The following is a 2,187-nucleotide window of genomic DNA, read 5'->3' as shown; positions in this document are numbered from 1 at the left end:
TATTGAAAATGAAAAAACTTAATATTTTTTCTGTCAATGGTGTATTATTAGTTTTATTTCTATGGGTGTTGCTCTTCCCTGAAAAGTATCATCACATATTAGATTCATTTTATTACTCAAAAGTCGAAATTTGTATTGCTTTAATCCTATTGTTATTAACCATTACCGTCATAACCAAGAATCAATTCACATTTGAAGATGTTTCATTTTCGATTTTGTCAGCTATTTATGTGGGGATTGGCTTTTACTTTTTCTTTGAAACAAGACAAGATGGCGGACTCGTCTTTATTTTGTATTCCTTGTTTATGATCTGGGCTACCGATTCGGGGGCGTATTTTATTGGAAAGGCTCTTGGTAGGACAAAGCTCTGGCCGGAAATTAGCCCCAATAAAACGGTGGAAGGATCAATTGGCGGTATTGCTTGTGCAGTTTTGGTTGCTGTGCTCTTTGCACTTTTCTCTGACATCAACGTCGGTCTTTTATCATTAATGGGTATTACAGTAGTTCTTTCAGTTTTTGGACAAATCGGTGATTTAGTTGAATCTGCTTTTAAACGTCATTTCAATGTTAAAGACTCTGGAAGTATCTTGCCTGGTCACGGAGGAATCCTTGACCGATTTGACAGTCTATTATTTGTTTGGCCCTTGCTTCATCTGTTTCACCTATGGATATAAAGCGTATGTGCTTCGCATTTAGGAGTTGACCTTATTGAAAAAAATCAGTTTATTGGGTGCCACTGGATCAATCGGCACCCAAACGTTAGATATTATTCGTGAGCATCCAACTGAATTTAGTGTTGCAGCCATTTCAGTTGGTAAGAATATTGAACTGGCTCGAAAAACAATAGTTGAGTTTCACCCTGAGCTTGTTTCTGTACAAGACTATCATGACTGCCATACATTAAAAGCAGAATTCCCTAATATTAAGTTTACATTTGGTCAGGAAGGATTAATTGAAACTGCCGTTTATGAAAAAGCAGATATCCTTGTCAATGCTGTCATCGGAAGTGTGGGTTTAAATCCAACGCTGCAAGCGATTGAAAGTGGGAAAGTCATCGCGATTGCTAATAAAGAAACGCTTGTAACTGCTGGTCATTTGGTAATCGATGCTGCTAGAAGAAATAATGTTCCACTCCTTCCTGTCGATAGTGAACATTCTGCCATTTTTCAAGCCTTGCAGGGGGAGAAAGAAAAAAATATTGAAAGATTAATTCTAACTGCTTCAGGCGGAAGCTTTCGTAATCTTTCCAGGCAGGAATTGAAAAATGTGACTGTTGAACAAGCATTAAACCATCCGAATTGGTCAATGGGTGCCAAAATCACCATTGATTCAGCATCGATGATGAATAAAGGTTTGGAAGTAATTGAAGCACACTGGCTCTTCAATATGCCATATGAAAAGATTGATGTATTGCTACATAAAGAAAGCATCATCCATTCTATGGTCGAATTTCATGATAGCAGTATTATTGCCCAGCTTGGTACGCCAGATATGAGAGTACCCATCCAATTTGCACTCACCTATCCTGATCGCTTAGCATTGCCTACATCAAAGCGTTTGGATTTAGCAAGCATTGGGAAATTGCATTTTCAGGAAATGGATGTGGCAAGATTCCGCTGTCTAGGGTTTGCCTACGAGGCAGGAAAAAAAGGAGGCTCGATGCCTACCGTATTAAATGCAGCTAATGAAGTGGCCGTTGCAGCGTTTTTAGACGGAAAAATTCATTTCTTGCAGATTGAAGATTTGATTGAAAAGGCATTAACTACTCACCAAATCGTGGATCACCCTAGCTTAGCAGCTATCCAAGAGATAGATACAGAAACAAGAGAGTATGTACATTCACTTCTATAAAAAAAGGTGGTTTTAATTTGACTACAGTTATTGCCTTTATTGTGATTTTTGGCGCACTTGTATTCTTTCATGAATTAGGTCATTTGATTTTCGCAAAAAGGGCAGGTATTTTATGCCGTGAATTTGCCATAGGGTTTGGGCCAAAAGTATTTTCTCATAAAAAAGGGGAGACGACTTATACCATTCGCTTACTACCGATTGGCGGATTTGTCCGTATGGCAGGGGAAGACCCAGAAATAATTGAAATTAAGCCTGGATATCGAATTGGCCTGTTGTTTGATAAGAATGAGAAAGTAAATAAAATCATCTTGAATAATAAAGAAAAATTTCCTAATT

At 37.9% G+C, this 2,187-nt stretch carries 3 protein-coding genes; all 3 read left to right on the top strand.

Annotation, left to right across the window (positions count from 1 at the left end; translation table 11 throughout):
* On the top strand, window positions 1-674 hold a 674-nt coding region (locus tag V7659_RS29545), incomplete at its 5' end, for a phosphatidate cytidylyltransferase (protein WP_335543605.1).
* Window positions 675-708: 34 nt separating this feature from the next.
* On the top strand, window positions 709-1,851 hold the full coding sequence (gene dxr, locus V7659_RS29540) for a 1-deoxy-D-xylulose-5-phosphate reductoisomerase (protein WP_335543604.1): 1,143 nt from the start codon (window positions 709-711) through the stop codon (window positions 1,849-1,851).
* A 17-nt stretch (window positions 1,852-1,868) separates the two neighbouring features.
* Window positions 1,869-2,187, top strand: a 319-nt coding sequence (locus V7659_RS29535) for a site-2 protease family protein (protein WP_335543603.1), incomplete at its 3' end; no start/stop codon positions are given.

This window comes from Neobacillus drentensis (assembly GCF_036966985.1).
Lineage (GTDB): Bacteria > Bacillota > Bacilli > Bacillales > Cytobacillaceae > Neobacillus > Neobacillus drentensis_E.
This window is presented reverse-complemented; position numbering and strand designations above follow the sequence as displayed.